General features: G+C 69.2%; 21 protein-coding genes. 9 read left to right on the top strand and 12 right to left on the bottom strand.

Going from position 1 to position 21504, the window contains the following annotated elements; translation table 11 throughout:
• Positions 1 to 13: 13 nt before the first annotated feature.
• A complete protein-coding gene (ligA, locus tag NR798_RS36095; protein ID WP_375767091.1) occupies positions 14 to 2041 on the bottom strand; it encodes an NAD-dependent DNA ligase LigA in 2028 nt (675 codons plus the stop codon).
• Between the two features lie 273 nt (positions 2042 to 2314).
• On the opposite strand from ligA, the gene rho reads away from it, so the two are divergent.
• Together rho and NR798_RS36085 are read left to right on the top strand one after the other, a co-directional pair.
• Positions 2315 to 3931 (top strand): transcription termination factor Rho, encoded by a 1617-nt coding sequence (gene rho / locus NR798_RS36090; RefSeq protein WP_375767090.1) that lies wholly within the window; start codon positions 2315 to 2317, stop codon positions 3929 to 3931.
• Between the two features lie 11 nt (positions 3932 to 3942).
• Entirely contained in the window at positions 3943 to 4257 is a 315-nt protein-coding gene (locus NR798_RS36085) for a hypothetical protein (protein WP_375767089.1), read from the top strand.
• Positions 4258 to 4260: 3 nt separating this feature from the next.
• Here NR798_RS36085 and NR798_RS36080 read toward each other — a convergent pair whose 3' ends face one another.
• From NR798_RS36080 to NR798_RS36070, 3 genes are read right to left on the bottom strand one after another with little or no spacing between them, the layout of a single operon-like run.
• Positions 4261 to 5451 carry an AI-2E family transporter gene (locus NR798_RS36080; protein WP_375767088.1) on the bottom strand — a complete coding sequence of 397 codons (1191 nt, stop codon included), beginning with the start codon at positions 5449 to 5451 and terminating at the stop codon, positions 4261 to 4263.
• A 31-nt stretch (positions 5452 to 5482) separates the two neighbouring features.
• Complete coding sequence (locus NR798_RS36075; protein WP_375767087.1) at positions 5483 to 5941, bottom strand: hypothetical protein; 459 nt, start codon at positions 5939 to 5941, stop codon at positions 5483 to 5485.
• 26 nt (positions 5942 to 5967) lie between these two features.
• Positions 5968 to 6702, bottom strand: a complete 735-nt coding sequence (locus tag NR798_RS36070; protein WP_375767086.1) for a glutamine amidotransferase — start codon at positions 6700 to 6702, stop codon at positions 5968 to 5970.
• 117 nt (positions 6703 to 6819) lie between these two features.
• On the opposite strand from NR798_RS36070, the gene NR798_RS36065 reads away from it, so the two are divergent.
• The 3 genes from NR798_RS36065 to NR798_RS36055 are packed head-to-tail and all read left to right on the top strand — an operon-like array spanning position 6820 to position 9685.
• Positions 6820 to 7011 (top strand): hypothetical protein, encoded by a 192-nt coding sequence (locus NR798_RS36065; protein WP_375767085.1) that lies wholly within the window; start codon positions 6820 to 6822, stop codon positions 7009 to 7011.
• 19 nt (positions 7012 to 7030) lie between these two features.
• Complete coding sequence (locus NR798_RS36060) at positions 7031 to 8491, top strand: glutamine synthetase family protein (RefSeq protein ID WP_375767084.1); 1461 nt, start codon at positions 7031 to 7033, stop codon at positions 8489 to 8491.
• 9 nt (positions 8492 to 8500) lie between these two features.
• Positions 8501 to 9685 (top strand): iron-containing alcohol dehydrogenase, encoded by a 1185-nt coding sequence (locus NR798_RS36055; RefSeq protein ID WP_375767083.1) that lies wholly within the window; start codon positions 8501 to 8503, stop codon positions 9683 to 9685.
• A gap of 118 nt (positions 9686 to 9803) precedes the next feature.
• Here NR798_RS36055 and NR798_RS36050 read toward each other — a convergent pair whose 3' ends face one another.
• The 5 genes from NR798_RS36050 to NR798_RS36030 all read right to left on the bottom strand — a co-directional run bounded on the left by NR798_RS36050 (position 9804) and on the right by NR798_RS36030 (position 14916).
• Positions 9804 to 10433, bottom strand: a complete 630-nt coding sequence (locus NR798_RS36050) for a hypothetical protein (RefSeq protein WP_375767082.1) — start codon at positions 10431 to 10433, stop codon at positions 9804 to 9806.
• A 132-nt stretch (positions 10434 to 10565) separates the two neighbouring features.
• Positions 10566 to 12398, bottom strand: a complete 1833-nt coding sequence (locus tag NR798_RS36045) for an ArnT family glycosyltransferase (protein ID WP_375767081.1) — start codon at positions 12396 to 12398, stop codon at positions 10566 to 10568.
• The gene (locus tag NR798_RS36040) at positions 12395 to 13357 is read right to left on the bottom strand and encodes a hypothetical protein (RefSeq protein WP_375767080.1); all 963 of its coding nucleotides are present in this window, start codon (positions 13355 to 13357) and stop codon (positions 12395 to 12397) included. The genes NR798_RS36045 and NR798_RS36040 overlap by 4 nt, the downstream gene beginning before the upstream one ends.
• A complete protein-coding gene (locus NR798_RS36035) occupies positions 13344 to 13856 on the bottom strand; it encodes a hypothetical protein (protein WP_375767079.1) in 513 nt (170 codons plus the stop codon). The genes NR798_RS36040 and NR798_RS36035 overlap by 14 nt, the downstream gene beginning before the upstream one ends.
• Before the next feature lie 25 nt (positions 13857 to 13881).
• Positions 13882 to 14916 (bottom strand): CarD family transcriptional regulator, encoded by a 1035-nt coding sequence (locus tag NR798_RS36030; protein ID WP_375767078.1) that lies wholly within the window; start codon positions 14914 to 14916, stop codon positions 13882 to 13884.
• Between the two features lie 255 nt (positions 14917 to 15171).
• On the opposite strand from NR798_RS36030, the gene NR798_RS36025 reads away from it, so the two are divergent.
• Both NR798_RS36025 and NR798_RS36020 read left to right on the top strand, forming a co-directional pair.
• Positions 15172 to 16164, top strand: coding sequence for a phosphatase domain-containing protein (locus NR798_RS36025; RefSeq protein ID WP_375767077.1), 993 nt, complete (start codon positions 15172 to 15174; stop codon positions 16162 to 16164).
• The gene (locus NR798_RS36020) at positions 16161 to 16949 is read left to right on the top strand and encodes a hypothetical protein (protein WP_375767076.1); all 789 of its coding nucleotides are present in this window, start codon (positions 16161 to 16163) and stop codon (positions 16947 to 16949) included. The genes NR798_RS36025 and NR798_RS36020 overlap by 4 nt, the downstream gene beginning before the upstream one ends.
• 75 nt (positions 16950 to 17024) lie before the next feature.
• Here the strand turns inward: NR798_RS36020 and NR798_RS36015 are convergent, their stop codons facing one another.
• Entirely contained in the window at positions 17025 to 17369 is a 345-nt protein-coding gene (locus NR798_RS36015) for a hypothetical protein (protein WP_375767075.1), read from the bottom strand.
• A gap of 145 nt (positions 17370 to 17514) precedes the next feature.
• Here NR798_RS36015 and NR798_RS36010 point away from each other — a divergent pair, with 145 nt between their 5' ends.
• On the top strand, positions 17515 to 19320 hold the full coding sequence (locus NR798_RS36010; protein WP_375767074.1) for an acyl-CoA dehydrogenase family protein: 1806 nt from the start codon (positions 17515 to 17517) through the stop codon (positions 19318 to 19320).
• 4 nt (positions 19321 to 19324) lie between these two features.
• Here NR798_RS36010 and NR798_RS36005 read toward each other — a convergent pair whose 3' ends face one another.
• Positions 19325 to 20047 (bottom strand): PilZ domain-containing protein, encoded by a 723-nt coding sequence (locus NR798_RS36005; protein ID WP_375767073.1) that lies wholly within the window; start codon positions 20045 to 20047, stop codon positions 19325 to 19327.
• Positions 20048 to 20156: 109 nt separating this feature from the next.
• Positions 20157 to 20765, bottom strand: coding sequence for a hypothetical protein (locus NR798_RS36000; RefSeq protein WP_375767072.1), 609 nt, complete (start codon positions 20763 to 20765; stop codon positions 20157 to 20159).
• A 269-nt stretch (positions 20766 to 21034) separates the two neighbouring features.
• Between NR798_RS36000 and mraZ the strand changes: the two genes are divergently transcribed.
• Positions 21035 to 21484 carry a division/cell wall cluster transcriptional repressor MraZ gene (gene mraZ / locus NR798_RS35995; protein ID WP_047859690.1) on the top strand — a complete coding sequence of 150 codons (450 nt, stop codon included), beginning with the start codon at positions 21035 to 21037 and terminating at the stop codon, positions 21482 to 21484.
• Positions 21485 to 21504 lie beyond the last annotated feature (20 nt).

The raw sequence follows: 21504 nt of genomic DNA, 5'->3' as shown, positions 1-21504 counted from the left end.
GATGCCGGCCCTTCTACCCTCTGGCGTCGGACTGCAACAGCTCCAGGAACGCCTGCTCGTCCAGGATTCTTACTCCGAGTTCCTGTGCCTTCTTCAGCTTGCTACCGGCGTCCTCGCCCGCCACCAGCATGTCAGTCTTGCGCGAGACACTTCCCGACACCTTGCCCCCCCGGCGTTCGATTTCCTCCTTGGCCTGGTCGCGGCTCATCCCACTCATGCCGCCGGTGAGGACCACCGTCTTGCCGGCGAAGACGCCGCCCTGGACGGCACGGGGCGCGGCCGGAGTGATGCCCGCGGCCAGCAGCGCCTCGATGGCCTCGCGGTTCTGCGGCTCGCGGAAGAAGGAGTAGATGACCTGGGCCATGGTGGGGCCCACGTCCTTGACGCGGGTGATGTCCTCCAGGCTGGCCTCGAAGAGCTGGCGCACGTCGGGGAAGGTCTCCGCGAGCGTCTTGGCGGTGGCCTCGCCCACGTGGCGGATGCCGAGCGCGTAGAGGAAGCGGGCCTGGGTGGTCTGCTTGGAGCGCTCGATGTTGGACAGCAGGTTGTCGGCGCTCTTCTCGCCCATGCGCTCGAGCTCGAGCAGCCGGCCCTTGGTGAGGTGGTAGAGGTCCGCGAAGCTCTTCACCAGCCCTGTCTCCACCAGCTGGGCGGCCAGCTTCTCGCCCAGGCCGTCCACGTCCATGGCGGTGCGCGAGGCGAAGTGGCGCACCTTCTCCACCAGCTGCGCGGGGCAGGTGGCGCCGGTGCAGCGGATGATGGTGCCCTCGTCGTCCCGCATGGCCGCCGCGTGGCAGACCGGGCACTCGGTGGGGAAGACGAAGGGCTGGGCGCCCTCGGGGCGCTTGGACTCCACCACCTTCACGATTTCGGGGATGACGTCCCCGGCGCGGCGGATGAAGACGGTGTCGCCCTTGCGCACGTCCTTGCGGCGCAGCTCGTCCTCGTTGTGCAGGGTGGCGCGGCTGACGGTGACGCCGCCCACCTTCACCGGCTTGAGGTGCGCCACCGGCGTGAGCGCGCCCGTGCGGCCCACGTACACCTGGATGTCCTCCACCAGGGTCGCCTCCTCCTCCGGCGGGAACTTGTAGGCCACGGCCCAGCGCGGGCTCTTCGAAATCTGCCCCAGCCGCTGGCGCAGCGCCTCCTCGTCCACCTTCACCACCATGCCGTCCACCTCGAAGGGCAGGGCATGGCGGCCGTCGACGGAGGCGCGGTACTGCTCACGCACCCCATCCACGCCCGGCGCGCGCACGTACCGGTTCACCGGCAGCCCGAGCGACTTGAGGTACTCCAGCTTCTCCGCGTGCGAGCGGAAGGCCGGCATGCCCTCGCCGGGCACGCACTCGTACAGGTAGACGGAGAGGGGACGCGAGGCTGTGATGCGGGGATCCAACTGCCGCAGGCTGCCGGCGGCGGCGTTGCGCGGGTTGGCGAAGAGCGGCTCGCCCTCCTGCTCGCGCGCGTCGTTGAGCTTCTTGAAGTCCTTCTTGGAGATGAAGACCTCGCCGCGCACCTCGAGCGAGCCGGGCACCTTCACCCCGTCCTGGGGCAGCAGCTCCATGGGCAGGCTGCGGATGGTGCGCAGGTTGGCGCTCACGTCCTCGCCCTCGGTGCCGTCCCCGCGGGTGGCGCCCCGGACGAAGCGGCCCTGCTCGTAGAGCAGGGTGATGGCCAGGCCATCGAGCTTGGGCTCGCACACGTAGGCGACCTGCGCGAGGCCCGTCTGGCGGCGGATCCGCTCGTCGAAATCGGAAAGCTCTTCGTCGCCGAAGACGTTGGCCAACGAGAGCATCGGAGCGCGGTGGACCACCTTCTCGAACTTCTCGGCGGGCGCTCCGCCCACCCGCTGGGTCGGCGAGTCCACCGTGATGAGGTCCGGGTGCCGGGCCTCCAGCTCCTGCAGCTCGCGGATGAGCCGGTCGTATTCCGCGTCGCTGATCTCCGGCGAGTCCAGCACGTAGTAGCGGTGGTTGTGGTGGGCGAGCTCGCGGCGGAGTTGCTCGATTCGGGCGGCGTCGGCGGTCTTCGAGGAGTTCACGGATGAAGGCTCGGCGGCTGGACTGAAAAAATTCGGGGCGTCGGCTGCCTGACTGGGCAGGAAGCGAGGATGCCTTGACAGCCTCGGAGGTGGTCAATAACCTCTTGCGGCGGCTCATGGGGGTTGGTGTCCCACCTCCGAGGCCCCATCTCTTCCCAGAACCAAGGTTCCACCACTCGCGAGGTCCCGGCAAGAAGGGAGCCCGAGTGCCGCTCTGAGGGTGTTTCGCCTACCGCGTACCCCAGGGCGCCAGCCAGCAGCAATCCCCCCATCATGGCCAAAGCCCGTTCCCCCAAAGAGAAGCTCCTGGTTCCCGTCGAAGCCGAGGACAAGCCCAAGCGTCGCACGACGCGGGCGAAGACCGCGGAGCGGGACGACACCGAGAAGCCGGCGCGCCGCCGGACGGCGAGCCGTCGGGAGGAGGACACCGAGGTGGAGTCCGAGGCCCCCGTGGCCGAGACGCCGCGCCCGGTGCTCACGCCGATGCCCTCCCACCCCCTGCGCGACGAGGAGTACCAGGAGGTCCGTGCCCACGCCGTGCACGAGGAGGAGCCCTCCGCTCAGCCCGCCGCCCCCGAGCAGGCCGAGACGCCCATGGTCACCGAGGTGACGCGTGACGGGGCGCCCATGCAGGTCATCAAGCTCAATGACCTGAAGCGGATGAAGATCACCGACCTGGCGAAGATGGCCCACGACTTCGGCGTGGAGGGCTACCAGGGCCTGAAGAAGCAGGATCTCATCTTCTCGCTGCTGTCGGGCATCGCGGACAAGAGGTTCGAGGTGCACGCCGAGGGCGTGATGGAGCTGCTCAGCGACGGCTTCGGCTTCCTGCGCAGCGCGGACAGCGACTACCAGCCGAGCCCGGACGACATCTACGTGTCGCCGTCGCAGGTGCGCCGCTTCAACCTGCGGCCGGGCGACACGGTGACGGGCCCCATCCGCCAGCCGCGCGAGGGCGAGCGCTTCTTCGCGCTGCAGAAGGTGGACCGGGTCAACTTCACGGACCCCCAGTCCGAGGCGGCCCGCGAGCGCATCCTCTTCGACAACCTCACGCCGCTCTATCCGACCCGCAAGCTCAAGCTGGAGCACGAGGGCTCGGAGATGACCACGCGCATCATCGACATGTTCTGCCCCATCGGCCTGGGCCAGCGCTGCCTCATCGTCGCGCCGCCCAAGGCCGGTAAGACGGTGCTGCTGCAGAACATCGCGCACGCCATCTCGCGCAACCACCCGGACGTCTACCTGATCGTCCTGCTGGTGGACGAGCGCCCCGAGGAAGTGACGGACATGGAGCGCAACGTGCGCGGCGAGGTGGTCAGCTCCACCTTCGACGAGCCGGCCACGCGTCACGTGCAGGTGGCGGAGATGGTCATCGACAAGGCCAAGCGCCTGGTCGAGCAGAAGTACGACGTGTGCATCCTCCTGGACTCCATCACCCGTCTGGCGCGCGCCTACAACACGGTGGTGCCGGCCTCGGGCAAGATTCTCTCCGGCGGCGTGGACGCCAACGCGCTGCACAAGCCCAAGCGCTTCTTCGGCGCCGCGCGCAACATCGAGGAGGGTGGCAGCCTCACCATCATCGGCACCGCGCTCATCGACACCGGCAGCCGCATGGACGAGGTCATCTTCGAGGAGTTCAAGGGCACCGGTAACTCGGAAATCGTCCTGGACCGCAAGCTGATGGAGAAGCGCATCTTCCCGACGCTGGACATCAACAAGTCCGGTACGCGCAAGGAGGAGCTGCTGCTGCCGCAGTCGGACCTCATCCGGATTACCGCGCTTCGTCAGGTGCTGCACCCGTTCACGCCGATCGACGCGATGGAATTTGTGCTCAAGCACATGCGTCCGACCGCGTCGAACGCCGAATTCCTCGGCTCGATGAACCGGTAGGGAGTCGACCTATGCGCCGCACCCGCTCTGTGTCTCTGTCCGCCCTCGTCCTGGGGGCGGTGCTCGGATTGCTGGCCGGGTGCGAGCCGATCGACCCGGACTCCGGCGGCAGCCCGGCGCCGTTGTCCAACCGCATCTGCTACGAGGACTCGGATTGCACGGGGAACGCCTGCTGCGGGCTGGGGACCCACCCCACCCACGTGCTGGACGGACCCAACTGCAGCAACGTGCGGTGCACCAACAACTGCCCGGTGGATGGGCTCGATTGCGGCCGCTGCTACGTCTTCTGCCGGGACTCGCGCTGCGAGGCCGCCTGCCAGGGTTGAGCGTTACTTCGGCGGCTCGAGCTGCACCGGCACCTCGCCCAGCCGGGGCTGGGCCTTGATGCGGGCGTAGTCGAAGCAGGCCACCACGATGGAGGCCACCGGCACCGCGAAGAGCGCGCCCACCAGGCCGAACATCTTCTCTCCGGCAATCAGGCTGAAGGCCACGATGACCGGGTGGATGCGCGCCGCCGAACCCATGATCTTCGGGTTGAGGAAGTACGCCTCCAGCGCGTGGATGCCGATGATCCACAGCAGGATGGCGAACCCCTTCTGGAACCCATCGGCCAGTGCGATCAGCACGATGGGCACCGAGCTCAGGATGGTGCCGAAGATGGGGATGAGGCTGAAGACCGTGGCCACCGTGGCCAGCAGGAACGCGAACTTCACCCCGAACAGCACCAGCCCAATCCCCGTCAGGATGCCGTTGACCATGCAGATGGTCACCTGCCCTCGCACCACGCCGGACAGCGAGCGGTCGATGCGCTCGAGCAGCAGGTTCGCGTCGGCGGCGTACTCCACCGGCACCAGCGTCGTGAAGTAGCGCACGATGGCCTGCGCATCGATGGAGAAGAACGCCGCCACCATCAGCATGAAGAACATCATGAACACGCCGGCCAACACCGACGTGATGATGTTGCGCGACACCGTGACGATGTCACCCAGGTGCTCGCGTCCCAAGGCCGACAGGCTCAGGGCCGTGTCCTGGATCGTCTTCTCCAGGTTCACCGACAGGCCCGTGGTCGTCACGCCGGTGCGGATGTCCTCGGGCGTGGCGATGGCCAGCGGAATCCCATTGGCGCGCAGCCAGTCCTCGGCGCGATCCGCCAGCACGTGCACGCGCTCGGGCGTGAGCGAGTTGAGGAAGGCAATCCCGTCCCGGCTGATGCGCGCCAGCTCCCGGTAGAGCTGCGGCACCATGGTGAGGAAGAAGAGGTACGTCACCAGGAAGAAGAGGGCGTAGATGAGCAGGATGGCCACCCAGCGCGGGATGTTCCGCCCGCGCACCTGGATGCGCGAGAGCCGCGTCACCAGCGGGTGCACCAGGTAGGCGATCAGCGCGGCGCTCGCGAAGGGCAGCAGCACCGAGTGGAAGAGGACCAGCACCGCCACGATGGTCAGCCACAGCCCCGCCAGGATGTAGAGGCGCTTGCGGCGCTGTTCCGCCGGGAGATTGAGGTCGTGTGGCTGCAGCATGGGCGGCTTATCGCAGAGGGGACGGCGGGTCTCAAGAGATGGGCGTCTGAACCAACCTCAGGCGAGCTTCCAGGCGGTCGAGACACTGCAACATCAGCCGCCGGTTGACGCGTCCCTCGGTGGCCTCACCCAGGCCCAGCATGTGGTCCACCATCCACCGGTTCAGGAACAGCAGGACCAGCCGGTCCGTCGGTGCCAGCCCCCGCTCCAGGTAGCGCTTGTTGCGCATGTAGTCGTCGTACGCCTCGTGCTCCCGGGCCAGTTCCCAACGCGAGAGCCGGAGCGCCTCGTCATAGACGGCCCGGACGGGGCGCGGGGGCGGCTCGGTGAAGAGCGTCGCGAACTGGCCCCCCACGTCCAGATCGATCTCCTGCACGGGCGGTGGCCACTGCTGGAGATCCTTGGCGAGCAGCTTCGCCACCTCCTCCAGCATGTGGTCCATGAGGGGGACGGGCTTCGACTCGAAGAGGTAGTCCCAGCGCGAGGCCATACCGTCTACCTACCCCAGCCCCGCGCTCAGGTGAACCGCTCCACGAAGTTCCGCAGGATTCGCTGCCCGGCGGGCGTGGGAGCGAGCCCCGCCAGCAGCCGATTCACCCGCTCGCCGGGCGGGTGGCCCTGGTTGGTTGCTTCGACCTCCAACTTTTCAGCGCGCGCGAGAATCAGTGCCCGCATGGCCGCCGGGTGGACCTCCGGGTGGAACTGCACGCCCCGGATGAGCGGCCCGAAGGCGAGCGCCTGCACCGACGTGTTCGCATTGCCCGCGAGCACCGTCGCCCCCTCTGGCGGGTGCTCGACGATGTCCTCGTGGGTGGCCTGGACGGTGATGCGCTCGGGCAAGCCGTGGAAGAGCGGGTCCTCGCGGCCCGCGTCGCTCAGCGCGACCTCCACGGTGCCGATCTCCCGCCCGTGGGTGTTGCGCACCACACGCGCCCCGTGGGCGTACGCGAGCAACTGGTGCCCGAAGCACACCCCGAGCACCGGGATGCCGTGGGCCGCCGCGTCCATCATGAACTCCGCGGATCGTTGCATCCAGGGCTCCGGCTGCGTCACCGACGCCGGCGAGCCCGTCATCATCACCGCGTCGTAGCCCGTCGCGTCGTCCGGCAACCGGGCACCCCGGTGCACATGCAGGATGTCGAACCGGCAGCCCCCGGCCAGCGACTCGACGAACCAGTGCTCGTAATCACCGACGCTCAGCTTCACGGCGTGGGCCGCGTCCCCAGTTTTCAAAAGCAGAACGTTCTTCATCTCGCCTCTCGGTGGGCCGGGTTGCCGCACTGTACGGCGGTCCCTAGCTTCGGCTGCCGCTTCCTGTTGACGCCCGCACGTGCCACCGGTGCGCGCCCGGGCTCCCGAGGAATTTTCATGACCGACGCTTGCTCGCTCTCTCCCCAGCTTCCAGCGCTCAAGCTGCGCATCGAGGGCCAGCATGTGGACCCCGGGCAGGGCGGAACCCTTCGGGAGGAGTCCGGCTGGGGCAGGGACCTGTCCCATCACGCCCTGGAGGGTTACCTCCAGACGAAGGCCGTGTGGACGAAGCTGCCTTCGGAGATTTGAGGTGAGGAGAAAGCGGCCAATGGCGAATCGTTCCAAGGCGAAGGTCATCACCCTGCCGCAGCCCGCGGGCAGGCGCGCGCGCACCAAGGACAAGGAGCGCGGCAATGTCAGGCCGCTGCGCGAGCCGTCCGACATGGACGTGCTGCAGAAGTGGCTCGAGGACAACGGCGTCCGCCAGGTGAAGATCGGCGGAGTGGACGTGGACGGCGTCTGGCGCGGCAAGTACGTGTCCGTGGAGAAGTTCCTCTCCGCGTGCAAGGGCGGGCTCGGCTTCTGTGACGTGGTGTTCGGCTGGGACATCACCGACGAGCTGCTCGACAACACGCGCGTGACGGGCTGGCACACGGGCTACCCGGACGGGCAGGCCAAGGTGGACATGTCCACCGGCCGCATCATCCCCTGGGAGCCGGACACCGCCGCCTTCCTCCTGGACTTCGTCAACCCGGATGGCTCGCCCTTCGAGCCGAGCCCGCGCCAGCTCCTGCAGAAGATCAACGCGCGGGCCAAGGAGATGGGCTTCCAGCCCAAGTTCGGCGCCGAGTACGAGTTCTTCATCTTCAAGGAGACGCCGCAGTCGCTGAAGGAGAAGGGCTACGAGCGCCTCACGCCGCTGACGCCGGGCATGTTTGGCTACTCGTGGCTGCGCACCTCGCTCAACGCGCCGCTGGTGCACGCCATCATGGATGGGTGCCGCGACTTCGGGCTGGAGCTGGAGGGCTTCCACACCGAGACGGGCCCGGGCGTCTTCGAGGCGGCCATCCGCTACGACGACCTGGAGAAGGCCGCGGACAAGGCGGCGCTCTTCAAGACGGTGGTGAAGGAGATCTGCTCGCGCCACGGGCTCACCGCCTGCTTCATGGCCAAGGTGGACGAGAAGCTGCCGGGGTGCTCGGGGCACATCCACCAGTCGCTGTGGTCGCTCAAGAGCCACGAGAACGTCTTCCACGACCCGGACTCGCGCGACGGCATGAGCACGACGATGCGGCACTACATCGGCGGCTTGATGGAGCTGATGCCGGAGCTGACCGCGCTCTACTGGCCCACGGTGAACACCTACAAGCGCAGCGTGGAGAACACGTGGGCGCCCGTGACGGCCACGTGGGGCAAGGAGAACCGCACCACCGCCGTGCGCGTCATCGGCGACAGCCCCAAGTCCATGCGACTGGAGTACCGCCAGACGGCCGCGGACATGAACGCGTACATCGGCATGGCGGTGAGCCTCGCCGCCGGCCTGTGGGGCATCGAGAACGAGGTGGAGCCCCCCGAGCCGTGCGCGGGTAACGGCTACTCGGCCGAGGCGCCGATGCTGCCGCGCTCGCTGCGGGAGGCCGTGACGCTCCTGAAGGAGTCGAAGCGGGCGAGGCAGATCCTCGGGGATGAGTTCGTGGACCACTACGTGCGCACGCGCGACTGGGAGGCGCGGCGCTACGAGCGCGCCGTCACGAACTGGGAGCTCGAGCGCTACATGGAACTCATTTAGGAGACACCGATGAAACCGTTCGACATGCCGAGCGAGCCGCGCATCACCGAGCTGTCCTGGCCCACGAAGATCGTCCTCGGGGCCGGTGCCCTGCAGCGGCTCCCCGCGCAGGTGGCGCGGCTGAACATGAAGCGCCCCCTGGTGGTGACGGACGCGGGCGTGGTGAAGGCCGGACTGGCCCAGCGCCTGTACGGCGTGCTCAAGGAGGCCGGTGTCAGCTTCGCCACCTTCGAGGAGGTGAAGCCGGACCCCACCGAGCGCGATGCCTTCGCGGGCCTGGAGGCCTACCGGGCCAACAAGTGCGACGGCATCATCGCGATTGGCGGCGGCAGCCCGCTGGACGCGGCGAAGCTGGTGCAGGTGCTCACCACGCACGAGCCTCCACTGTCGCGCTACGACGACGCGACGGGCGGCGATCAGTACGTGCGCGACAACATGCCTCCGCTGATCGCCATTCCGACGACGGCGGGCACGGGTTCGGAGGTGAGCCGTTCGGGCGTGGCGACGCTCTCGGACACCGGGCGCAAGACGGTCATCTTCAGCCCGTTCCTCATGCCCAAGGCCGCCATCTGCGACCCCGAGCTGACGCTGGGCCTGCCTCCCGGGCCCACCGCCGCCACGGGCATGGATGCCTTCACGCACTGCCTGGAGGCCTACCTGTCCAACGGCTTCAACCCGCTCGCGGACGCGGTGGCCATCGACGGCATCGCCCGCGTGGCGCGCTCGCTGCCCAGGGCCGTGGAGGAGGGCCGCAACCTGCTGGCCCGCACCGACATGATGGTGGCCGCCATGGAGGGCGCCATGGCCTTCCAGAAGGGGCTCGGGGCCTGCCACGCGCTGGCGCACGCCCTCACGCCCATCTCCGGCGTACACCACGGTCTGGCCAACGCCATCGTCCTGCCCGTGGTGATGGAGTTCAACCGCCCGGTCAGCACCGCGCGCCTGGCCCGCGTGGCCGTGGCCATGGGGGATACCTCGAACTCGCGCGAGGAGGTGCTCGCTGGCAATGCCATCGAGCGCGTGCGCAGGCTCAATGCCTCCATCGGCATCCCCTCGCGCCTGCGTGACGCGGGCGTGCAGGAGAAGGACCTGGTCCGCATCTCCGAGAAGGCCTTCGTGGATGCCTCGCACCGCGGCAACCCGCGCCCGTGCACCCAGGAGGACCTGCTCGCGATGATCCGCGAGTCGTTCTAGCGGACCGCCAGGCCCCCTCCTCGTCACAGTGGGGAGGACGGGCCCAGGCACCCTCACCCCGTCCCTCTCCCGAGGGGAGAGGGGAAGTTGGGGCGAGTGGGGCGGAGTGGGGGCGGGGTTACTTCACGGCGTCCGCGGCCGTCGCGGGGCCGCTGCCTCCACCGTTCGGCGGCGGTGTCACCTTCGGCGGCGCCATCTCCTGCGGATCTTCCACCTCGGCCTCCTCGGTCTGGCTGCCTTCGGCCTGGCCTCCCTCGGCGATGTCCGTGGTGCCCACCACCGCTCCCGTCACCGGCTCGCCTCCCGGCGTCGGCGTGAACTCCAGCATCTCCACCGCCACCGAGCCCGGCAGCCGGAAGTCCATCGCCGTCAGCCGCTGCTTGTCCCGCAGGTCATACAGCTGCTGCGCCACCGAGCCCGCCTGGATGCGCTGATCCGAGAAGAAGATGTACGCCCGCACCTTCCCCTCCTCCACCGGCACCCGGAAGCTCGAGTTGTAGATGCGCTTGCCGGCGTCGCATTTGATCGACCGGTTCTCGCGCGTCATCGTCAGCTGCCGGATGATGCCCTTCTCCGACACCGTGAAGAGCATGCAGTAGGGGTACTGCCCCTCCTTCGGGATGATCTCCATCGTGGAGCCGCTCACCGACTTCAGCTCCGCGCGCGCGGTGACCGCCGGCTTCTGCTGCTGCGTGCAGCCCACCGCGCCCAGCGCCACCACCGCTACGGCCCTCATCCACCGAGTCATGTGCCCCTCCTGATGCCATCCACCATGGTCGTGTCTCCAGCCTAACCCGGAATCCGGGAGGACCGCCCGGGGGGCTGCTCGCCGTTCCACCTTGAACAGTCCGCTTCGTGCGTCTACGCGCCGCGTCATCGCTCAGCGGCGCTGGTAGACGACCACCTGCGGCGTCTCGTCCAGGTACAGCCCCGTCACCGGCGTCCACGTCCCGTAGGCCTGCCAGATGTTGAGCTCGTGCTCGCGGAACTCCTGGTGGTACTGGTACGCCGCGATGTCCGAGTCGGACGGCCCGCCCGGCTGCAGGTCTCCCCGCAGCATCCCATTGCGCTGGTAGTCGCGGAACGACAGGCCGTTCACCTCGTGCAGGAAGACGCGAGCGTTGCGCGGCGCGTGCTCGTTGATCCACGGCAGCACCGCCGTCACGTTGCTCGACCAGAACTGGCGCTGCATCCCCAGCGACGCCGCGCCCGGCACGCCTCCCGCCAGCTCCGAGTAGTAACTCGTCCCGTACGGGAACACGCGCACCAGCCCGATGAGCGCCGGCAGCATCAGCAATGCGAACACCGGCGCCGCCACCGCCGCCAGGGGCAGCTTCGGCCAGCGCACCCGCAGCCGCTCCACGAGCGCCTCGCAGCCCCTCGTCACCGCCACGCCCGCGAGGATGCCGAGGAAGGGCATCGACGGCAGCCAGTGCTTCACCCCACCGAAGTGCGGCACCTGCGGGTGGCTGATGATGAGGATGGCGGCCACCGCGTTGAGGCCCACCAGGCTCTCGGCCAGCGAGGGCACGCGTACCAGGGAGCGCGTACGCGCGAAGAGGCTCAACACCGCGCGCCCGGCGAGCACCAGCCACCCCGTCACCATCGGCACGAAGAGGCTGGTGGGCACGGTGAGCGCCGTCTTCACCACCACGTACTCGAGCGGGAAGGGCGGCTCGCGCAGCAGCTTGCCCAGGTAGAACCAGGTGTAGTGGTTGTGGGTGGCGTGGAAGTTCAGGTACCAGGCCGTCCGCTCCACCGGCTCGTGCCAGAGGTAGGGCCAGTGCAGGTAGAAGATGACCGGCCCGAACACCGCCATGGTGGCCAGCGGCAGCATCGCCAGTGCCGAGGGCGGGTGCACCTCGTTGAGCAGGTGCAGCATGCCCAGGCAGCCCACCGCCAGCACCGCGAAGAGCAGCGTGTGCGGACTGAGCAGGAAGAACTTCCGCTGGAAGTCCTCGGCCCCGAGGCTCACCACCAGCAGCCCGTACAGCACCGCCACGGCCGCGACGAGCCCCAGCACGCGCCACAGCCAGACGCGCGCGTCCGGCCTGTCCACCGTGGACGTCCACGCGCGCCACAGCGCGAAGGGCGCGAGGATGAAGGGCAGGAAGAGCGCGTTGTGCTTGGTGCACAGCGCCAGGCCGAAGAAGACGCCACACAGCACGCCCCAGTTCCTGTCCTCCAGCGCTCGCCAGAAGGCGTACACCACCAGCAGCCACATGGCCGCGATGGGCATGTCGAAGCAGGCCAACTCCGCGTTGAAGTACTGGCGCGGCACGAGCAGGAAGGAGAGCGCGGCGAACAGGCCCGCGGTGCGGCCGTACACCGCGCTGCCCAGCAGGAAGGTGAGGGCGGGCACCAGCGCCGACAGGGCGAAGGCCGGAAGCCGGAAGGCCGCCGCCGGCCGCAGCCACCCGAGCGTCTCGTGGAAGAGCAGGTGCGAGAGCCCGAAGAGCTCCTTCATCAGCGCCGGGTGCTCGTGGTTGTAGTCCCAGGCGCGCACGATGGCCGTGTCCGTCAGCGCCCGCGCGGGCTCGCGGAAGAGCTGTTGGAACCAGCGGGCATAGCCCTCGCCCGCGTAGAAGTAGACGCTCTCGTCGCGCGTGAAGCCCACCGCGGCCTCGGTGGCCCACAGCGCCACGAAGCCCAGCACCCACAGCCCCAGCGCCAGCCAGCGCTCGTCCCGCGTCGGAGCCCGGCCCGCCGTCATGTGCCCTCCCGCGAAACCACCGCCCCGTCTCCGAGCGCGAACACGTCCAGGCACACCTGCCGCCTGTCCGGATTCTCCGCCCGCACCCACACCTTCACCGTGCGCGGCTCGCCCGGCGGCAGCGCGCGCGACGCCTTCTGCATGCCCTCCAGGCCCGGTGGCTGGGCGATCTCCAGCAACGGCTCGCCGCGGGCCGCGTCCTCCACGCCGTAATACGTGGTGCTCAGGCGCGCGTCGTGGTGCGAGGCATACTCGAAGATGAGGCCGCCCTCGAGCCGCAGCTCCGTGCCCGCGGGCACCCCGTCGAACTCGGCCACCAGCCGCTGCGTCCCGCCCGGCGCGTGCATCCACAGGCAGTGGCGCGGCTCGGAGTTGATCTCATGCCACTCGGGGGCCACGTACAGGTGCGGTGGCCCAGGGCAGCGGTGCACGCGCCCGTCGAAGGGGCAGTCGCGCCGCGTGCCGTCCGGAGACTCCAGGTAGACGCGGGCCTTCGCGTACGCCTCCGACGCCACGAAGCGCCGGGGCCGGTAGCGGCCATTCTCGTACAGCGTCAGCTCCAGGTTGCCCGCGCGGCGCGAGGTGCCCACTGCGGTGCGCTGGGGCAGGAAGGCGGCCTGGAAGTCCGCTTCATCCGAGCGCGGCAGCTCCGGCTGGCCCAGCACCCACACCCGCGGGTGCGCGCTCAGGTCGTCCTTGTCCGAGCCGAGGTAGCCGTACACCGGCAGCTCCGGCGGCAGGTAGAGCCGGGCCCTCTCGCTCCACCACGGGAAGAGGAGCACCGCGTCGCCGGGGCGGGCCTCGGCGCGGAGCCAGCCGGCCACCGTGCGGTAGTCCGCCTCGGAGACAAGCCGGCCGGGCAGGCGGAGCTGGAAGACGAGACAGGCGAGCGCGACGAGCAGCAACCCTCCCAGCTCCAGCAAGGGGAGGGCGCGCGGGAGGGACCTAGGACTTCGCAAGGCGGAGCTTCTGCTCGCTCTTGTCGCGGCAGAAGGTGCAGAAGGTGGCTTCGCCCGCGGAGAACGAGGGCGTCCAGGGCGGATACATGGAGCAGCGCGGATCCAGGCAGTGGTGCAGGCCCCAGAGGTGGCCAATCTGCTGCAGCGCGTTGCGGGCCACGGGCTTGAAGGAGGACTCGAGGTCCTTGTACCCGTGGGTGCTGATGATGGCCCGGCTCTGGTTGTACTGGGCGAAGCCCGGGGTGGGCGCCTTGCCACCGGCCAGCTCGCGCTCCTTCAGCTTGCGCGAGGTGATGAAGAGGACCTTGTCGTCCTCATAGGCACGGATGCCCTTCATCTCCGTGAGCAGCTTCTCGGCATCCAGCGGCTCGGACATGCCCGCGGGCACCTCCTTCTGGCCGGAGTGCTCGCTGCCCACGCCGAACGCCGTATAGAGCGTCTGGCAGAGCTTCGCGATCTGCTTTTCGTCGAAGGAGTCCAGCGTCACGACGCGAATCACGGGGCGTCACCTCGGAAGACGGGTGTCACTCATCGGCCTCGATATCGTCATCATCGAGGTCGGCATCCTGCTCCTCTGCCTCCTCGGCCTGCTTGGCCTTGGGCGGGCGGCCGCGCTTCTTGGGCGCGGGTGCGGCGGCCTCGGCGCCCTCGGCCGGCTTGGCCTTGGGCGGACGGCCGCGCTTCTTCGGGGCGGGAGCCTCGGCGCCCTCGGGCTTGGGCTTGGGCGGACGGCCGCGCTTCTTGGGCGCGGCGGCCTCGGCACCCTCGGCCGGCTTGGCCTTGGGCGGACGGCCGCGCTTCTTGGGCGCGGCGTCGGCACCACCCTCGGCGGGCATGGCCGCGGCCTTCTTGCGGGGCTTCTCCTCGCCCTCCTCGTCCTCCTCGCCGGCTTCCTCGGAGGACTCCTCCTCCTCGGCGGGGGCCTCCTCCTCGTCCGGAGGCAGGTCCAGCTCGGTGTCGAGCCCGAGCAGGTCGGCGTCCAGGCCGAGCTCCTCGTCGCCTTCCCCGGGGCGGGGCGCGAACTCGGCGGCGGTGCGCTTGGGGCGCTCGCGGCCGGGCGGGAAGAGCACGAGGTCGATGGCGTCCTCGGCGTTGCAGTCGGAGGTGTTGAGCGCGGCGGCAATCTCGGACACCAGCAGGTGCCGAGCGTTGTCGTACAGCTCACGCTCCTTGGTGGGCAGCGGACGCAGCTCGCTGAGCACCTGGAGCCCCTTGACCACCTCGGCCATGCCGATGAGGCCGCCCTGGGCCATGCGGTCCTGGTTGGTGCGCGCGCGCATCTTCCAGTCCAGGTCCGCCTTGTCGCTGTCGGAGCGCAGGAACTCGAAGACCTGCTTGACGTCCTCGGGGCCCGCCACCTTGCGGACGCCGATGGAAATCACCTTGGTCTGGGGCACCATCACCACGGCCCCATCCTCTTCGCGGCGCATGGTGACGAAGGTGAGCTTCTGACCCGCCACCTCCTTCACTTCGATGGCCGAGACGCGGCAGACCCCCTGGTTGGGGTAGACCACCCGGTCGCCGACCGCGAGCTGGAGTGATGCGGAACCCTCTGGCATGTCCCCCTCGTGAGACGCGAGATCAGTGAGAGGTCGTAGCATCAACCCTCAACGGATGCCACGACTTACAGGAGGCGGATGTCCGGTCCCTGGAGATCCAGGCGGCCAGCCAGGCGTGCGCCCCGGGGGTCGCAGGGGCTGGGGAGGGTCGTTTTCCGCTACAGGATGCAACAGGTCCGGAGCGCCAGGACCCTTCTGGAGCGGCGGTCGCGGGTATCATGCGCCGCTCAACACTTGCCCGAGGAACCTCCCCTGGTGAACGCCTCCGTCCGTCTCGCCGCGCTCGTCCTCGCCCTGGCCTCCGCCCCCGCGCTCGCGGGCCCGGCGGTGCTGCTCTCCCCGGCGCTCGGCCGCCCCGGTGGCGTCACCCTCCAGGGGCGCGTCCTCGCCGAGACCCCGCACGGGAGCACCGCCCTGAGCCGCAACCTGCGGAGCCTGGCGGCCCGCAACTGGAAGGGCGCCAAGGTGGAGGTCTCCTTCCAGGGCACCGTGGCCACCGTCACCAGCGGCGAGGACGGCAACTTCCAGGTCACCCTCCAGCCGTCCGAGGGCCGCTCGTTCCCCCCGGGCCGCCACTCCGCCCGGGCGAGCGTGACGGGCACGGCGGCCACGGCCCCCGTGGAGATCCTCGCGGACCCGACCCCCTTCCTCGTCATCTCCGACTTCGACGACACGCTGGCCATCTCCGAGGTGACGCAGCCGGAGAAGCTGGTCACCAACGCGCTGCTGCGCGACGAGGAGACCCAGAAGGCCGTTCCCGGCATGCCGGGCTTCTATGGATGCCTCGGGACGAGCGCGAAGGCGCCGCCGGGCTTCGCGCTGGTGAGCGGCTCGCCCGTCCAGTTCCTGCCCCGGGTGGGGGGCTTCCTCGACCGCCATCGCTTCCCGGAGGGCTTCGGCCTCTACCTGCGCGACTTCGGGCCGCGCTCGCTCTCCGACTACAAGCAGCCCATCATCCGCAGCCTGCTGGAGCGCTTCCCCCAGCCGGTGGTGCTCGTGGGTGACTCGGGCGAGAAGGACCCGGAGGTCTACGCCCAAATCCGCGAGGAGTTCCCCGGGCGCGTGCGCGCCATCTACATCCGCGATGCCGGGAACACCGCGAACGCCGCCCGCTTCCAGGACATGGTCCTCTTCAAGGAGGCGAGCACGGCCGCCCTGCACGCCGTGGAGGCGGGACTGGCTCGGCGCGAGTGTGTCACCGCCGCGTTCCCCCCGGCGGCACCGCGCGCGGAGCAGGGGAAGCCATGAGCTTGAAGCGGGTGCTGGTGCTGGCCGTGGTGCTGGCCGCGGGTTGCAGGGAGGAGACGCCGGCCGAGCCGCTCTCGTCACTCAAGCCGCCGCCGCTCCCGGTGCTCGCCGCGGAGGATGCCCGCTTCCAGGTGGCTCTGGCCGAGGTGTACGGCGAGCCCGTGCCTGGGAAGGCCCTGCGGGTGGAACTGGCGGGAGAGGCCGTGCGGCTCGGTGGGGAGCGGTTCGTGCCCTCCCGGCCCGAGGACCAGGCGCGGCTGCGCGAGCGGGTGAAGGGGCAGGGGGTGCTGCTCGTGCCCGACGCGGACACGTTCCTCGCCCAGACGTCCGAGCTGCTCGCCGTCCTGCGCGACTCCGCGAGCGAGGTGTGGCTGCTCCACCCGGACGCACCGGCCGCCTACCCGCTGGTGCTGCGCGACGAGCAGGGCTTCCAGGCCTGGCTCGCCGAGGCCGCGCCCGGCAAGCTGCGCATCATCCAGCGGCAGGACGGCTTCGAGCTCACCACCAGCGTGGGGAAGCTCCCGGGCCCCGACGCCAACGGCCCCTCCGTGCCGGTGCGCGGTGGGAAGCAGGACATCGTCACGCTGCGCAAGGGACTGGGGAAGCTGAAGGGGCGCTTCACCACCTCCGAGGACATCTGCCTGGTGCCGTCGTTCGGCACGGAGCTGGCGCAGGCCGCGCGGGCACTCAGCGGGGTGTACGTGGCGCCCGGCGAGCCCCTCTTCGAGACGCTGTGCTTCATCTACCCGACACCCCGGGCCCCCGCCGTGGCGGAGGGAGGGTAGGGCCCCGGCTGGCCTCCGGGCGCGAGACACCGCGCGCCGTGGCGTACGGCTGTCCCGGAGGGCAGGCGGGTGGGCTCAGTTCGCGGCGACGCAGACGGAGGCGGGATTGCCCTTGAATCCGCCCTGGCACACGTAGCCGGTGCGGCAGTCGTCATTCGAGCCGCATCGCAGGAAGCAGGCGGACACGTCCGCGGCGTAGCCCTGGCTCACACAGCTGCTGCCGGTGGGACAGGTCTCGTCCTTGCCGGGCACACAGGACTGCGAGCAGTAGCCCCCTGGGGTGAACTCCTGGTTGTTGATGCAGAAGCCCTTGTCGCCACAGTCGGCATCCGTGGTGCAGGCGTCACCCACCGTCGCGCCACAGCCCACGAGTCCCAGTCCCAACAGCACGGCTCCCAGCACGTTCCAGCGCAGCTTCATGGCGTCACTGCCTCCACGAGTCCAACTCGGTTGAGAAGGGGCGGGCCTGTCGCTACTACCGCCCTGATGCACCGCGCCATATCTTGCCCGACGCGGTGGCACAACTGCCTCCCGAGCGAGGAGGCTACCTCCTGGAGGATTCCGAATGGCTGCAGTGCTCGAGCAGGCTCGTCCCGGTGCGGTCCCCGTCGGTGGTGCCTTCCTCTTCAATGACGTGGGCTCGGTGCGCATCACCACGCCGGAGCTGTTCACCGAGGAGCAGCGTCTGTATCTGAAGACGGCGCTCCAGTTCTCCACCGAGCAGGTCCTCCCCCAGGCCGAGAAGATCGAGGCCAAGGACAACGCGCTGCTGCGCGACCTGCTGCGCCGCGCCGGCGAGCTCGGCCTGCTGATGGTCGACATCCCCGAGGCCTACGGGGGCCTGGGCCTGGACAAGACCACCTCGCTGCTGATCGCCGAGGCCATGAGCATGCAGGGCTCCTGGTCCGTGTCCTTTGGCGCACACACGGGCATCGGCACGCTCCCCATCGTCTGGTTTGGCAACGACGCCCAGAAGCGGAAGTACCTACCGAAGCTGGCCACCGGCGAGCTGGTGGCGGCCTACGCCCTCACGGAGCAGGGCAGTGGCTCGGATGCGCTCGGGGCCAAGACGAAGGCGGTGCTGTCGCCGGACGGCAAGGAGTGGATCCTCAACGGCTCCAAGCTCTACATCACCAACGCGGCCTTCGCGGACGTGTTCGTGGTGTTCGCCAAGGTGGACGGTGACAAGTTCACCGGCTTCATCGTGGAGAAAGGCACGCCCGGCTTCACCGTGGGGCCCGAGGAGCACAAGATGGGCATCCGCGGCTCCTCCACGTGCCCCCTCTACTTCGAGGACGCGCGCATCCCCCGCGAGAACCTGCTCGGCGAGGTGGGCAAGGGGCACAAGATCGCCTTCAACATCCTCAACTACGGCCGGCTCAAGCTGGGGGCGGGCGTGCTCGGCGGCATGAAGCTGCAGCTGCGCAACGCGCTGCTCTTCGCGCAGGAGCGCAAGCAGTTCCAGACGGCCATCGCGAGCTTCCCGCTCACCCGCGAGAAGCTGGCGCGGATGACCACGCTCATCCACGCGGTGGAGAGCATGACGTACCGCACCTCGGGCCTGGTGGACGCGGCGCTGGCGGGGGCGGACAAGACGGCCGCCGACTACGAGGCGCGCCTCATCGCCGCCATCGAGGAGTACGCCATCGAGTCCTCCATCATGAAGGTGTACGGCTCGGAGGCGCTCGGGTACGTGGTGGATGACGCGGTGCAGATCCACGGTGGCGCGGGCTACATCGAGGAGTACCCGGTGGAGCGTGGTTACCGCGACGCGCGCATCAACCGCATCTTCGAGGGCACCAATGAGATCAACCGGATGCTCATCGCGGGGATGCTGCTCAAGCGCACGATGAAGGGCACGCTGCCGCTCTTCGAGGTGGCGCAGGCGGTGGACGAGGACCTGGCGGCGGGGCGGCTGCCGGAGGCCCGGGTGCAGGACGCGCTGGCCGCGGAGGAGCAGGCGGCGGAGAACCTCAAGCGCCTGGCCATCTACACGCTGAAGGTGGCGGCGGAGACGTTCGGCGCGGAGATCGAGCAGCACCAGGTGGTGCTGGCCACGGTGGCGGACATCGTGATGGACGCGTACGCGCTGGACTCGATGGTGACGCGCACGCGCCAGGCGGCGGTGGACGGGACGCTGGATGCGGCGCGGGTGGCGATGACGCGGCAGTACGCCACCGACGCCAACGCCCACTCCTACAACCGGGCCCGGCGCGCGCTGTGCGCCACCGTGAAGGGCGACGCGCTGAAGGAGCACCTGTCCAAGGTGGCGCGGCTGGAGCTCTTCACGCCGTACGATCCGGTGGAGCTGCGCGAGACGATCCTCGCGGCGGTGGAGAAGGCCACCGGCTATCCGTTGTCCGCGGTGTAGTGCCTCACGGCATGCGCATCACCGCGTCCATGCCGAAGCAGACGCGGGCGCGCCAGGGCGGCGGCGGCATGGACTCGAGCGAGAGCAGCTTCTCCAGCCGCTCCGTCGTGTCCGCTTGCAGGGTGCCGAAGGTGACGCCGAAGGTGGGCAGCACCTCGGGCCCACCGGCCGACGTCCACGCCACCTCGCCGTGCAGCATGAGCGTCCCCAGCGTCAGGTCCATCTCCAGCATGAAGGGCATGCCCACCTTCACCGAGGGCGGCAGCGCGGGCGCCTCCACCTCCAGGCCCACGCCCCCTCGCGACAGGTCCCGCACGAAGAAGGGCGGCGCGAAGGGCGTCTCCTCCTCCATCGCCGGCAGGTGCAGCGGCACGCGCGGGTAGCGGCGCAGCTTCTCGAACTCCTGCAGATCGAAGATGCGCTGCAGCACCGCGTCCAGCCCGCCCCGGTCCTGCCCCGGGTCGTACTTCACGGTGATCATGAAGCGCCCGTTGGGCTGCGGCGTCACCCGCACCACCTCGCCCACCACTTCCACCGGCGTGGCCACCCCGGGGTTGTGCATCTCGAAGACGAAGCGCGTTCCCACCGGCAGGCTCTTCTGCGTCTGCAGCGTCACGCCTCCCCGGCCGATGCTGCGCGTGTACTCGCTCAGCAGCGCCTCGGGCTTCTTGTAGGCCACCTTGAGGCGGACCTCGCCCTGGGCTCGATTCGTCGCGGTCTGGCTCATGGCTGCGGTGTTCCCCTGGAAGGACTGGGCGGATGGATCATAAGGCAAAAGCAAGGCCGGGCCTCCAGAGTGGAAGTCCGGCCTCGGAAAAGCGAGAGCAGGCGGGCGGCTAGGCCTTCGGCAGCTCGCCAGCGGTGACCGAGATGGTCTCCTTGGCGTAGGTGTAGCTGCCCTCGGACGTCTTGATGGTGCCATCCACCACCAGGCTCACGCTGCCGGCGTGCGTCGAGGTGGCGCTGACGTTCATCGTCATCTTCACGTTGGCGTCGACGAAGTCGGACACCTCGCCGTCGATGGTCAGCTTGCCCTTCATCGCGACGGTGAGCGCGGCGTTGACGTTGTCGCCCGTCACGTCGATGTCGAACGTCATCGCCGTGGTCATCGTGCCGTTGTACTCGTTCTTCCCGTCCTCGTTACAGGCGTCGTAGGTGACGGTGTAGCCGATCGCGCCGACCTCGGTGCCGGCGGTCGAGTCCAGGGAGAGGCTCACCGTGCCGCCCTTGGCGCAGTTGGCCTTGACGGAGATGGTGGCGGCCCCGCTGGCCAGAGCGTCCTTCACGAGGGACTGAGCGGTCTGGCTGCCGCGGCCCGCCGGCTGGGAGGCCTGGAACGCGGCCTGGGCCGCGCCCTCCTTGCCACCACCGAGCTTCGCACCACCACAGGCCACCAGGCCCAGGGTCATCGCGGAGAGAATCGTCAGACGAGTCAAGCGGCTCATGCGTGCACCTTCATTTTCTGTGAGGTCCCCGCCCCCCGGCCGGGTTGCGAGGCGTGAGCGGCCCTGCACAGGCGCTCAGCGGGCGGCAGTTATGCAGAGTTGGGCCCCTCCCGTCCATGTTTCCCCCGCGCGACACGGGCCTGTACGGGCCTGTTGCATTTCTTGACCGGGTAGGGGGCCACGCGTATTTTCCGCCGCCCAAAGTGGATCGGAGTGGGAACGGGTGGCGTAATGTGGATCGGCCGGGCTGACAGGGTGGACTTCTTCGCGTGTTCCGAGGCGTCTATGAGCACCAGATCGACGCGAAGGGGCGCACCAGCCTCCCGGCCCGGCTGCGCGAGACGCTCGTGGGCTCGTACGACGAGCGCCTCATCATCACGACGGCGTTGGACCCCTGTCTCCATGCCTACCCGGTGCGCGAGTGGGAGCAGCTCGAGGCGGCGCTCGCCAAGCGCAACCCGATGGAGCCAGGGGTGAAGACGCTCATGCGGCTCTACGTGGCCAGCGCGCAGGAGTGCCCGCTCGACAAGCTCGGGCGCGTGCTCATTCCGCCGTCGCTGCGCGCCCACGCGGGGCTGGAGAAGGACCTGGTGTGGGCGGGGATGGTGAAGGTGATCGAACTGTGGAGCCGCGAGGGCTGGGCCAGGGCCCAGGAGGAGGCACGCAAGGAAGCCTCCAGCGCGGACGTCATGCGCGTGCTCACCGAGCTGCGCCAGTAGCGGGCTGATTTTTCGACGGG

The sequence above is a fragment of the Archangium gephyra genome, assembly GCF_042230915.1.
Taxonomy (GTDB): Bacteria; Myxococcota; Myxococcia; order Myxococcales; family Myxococcaceae; genus Archangium; species Archangium gephyra_B.
The sequence above is the reverse complement of the archived record's forward strand: the minus strand, read 5'-3'. Positions and strand labels throughout refer to the sequence as shown.